This is a genomic window from Mesorhizobium sp. M1A.F.Ca.ET.072.01.1.1, assembly GCF_004023325.1.
In the GTDB taxonomy this organism is placed as follows: Bacteria; Pseudomonadota; Alphaproteobacteria; order Rhizobiales; family Rhizobiaceae; genus Mesorhizobium.
Map to the genome: position 1 here is coordinate 1 of NZ_RZSF01000737.1, position 450 is coordinate 450.

The following is a 450-nucleotide window of genomic DNA, read 5'->3' on the forward strand; positions in this document are numbered from 1 at the left end:
CTCCGATTGCGGCGCGACCTCGCGCAGCTTGGCGTCGGTTTTGATGGTCGGCAGCGATTGCAGAATGATCTCGAACGGCGCGCCGACGGTGAGATCGCCGGTCAATTGGTCGGGAATGTCGACCACTGCCTCGCGCGGATCGGTGCGGGCTACGGTGACGACGGTCTGTCCCGGCGAAACCGTCTGGCCGACTTCGGCGCCGATCGCTGTGACGACGCCGTCGAAATCGGAGAACAGCCGGGCATAACCGAGCTGCTCCTGCGACTTGGCCAGAGCGGCATTGGCGCGCTCGACGCCGGCTTCCGCCGCCTGGCGCGCTTGTTTGGCGGCATCGAACGTAGCCTGCGAAGTATTGGCGGAGGCAAGCAGTTGGCGCTGCCGCTCCTCGCTGGCCGCGGCATTGGCGAATTGCGCCTGCGCGTTCGACAGATCGGCTTTCGATGCCTGGAC

At 66.0% G+C, this 450-nt stretch carries 1 protein-coding gene; it reads right to left on the reverse strand.

Features of this window, described 5'->3' with window-relative positions; genetic code table 11:
- Nucleotides 1–450: efflux RND transporter periplasmic adaptor subunit (locus EOA32_RS37795; protein WP_128374346.1), on the reverse strand; the 450-nt coding region annotated here is incomplete at both ends.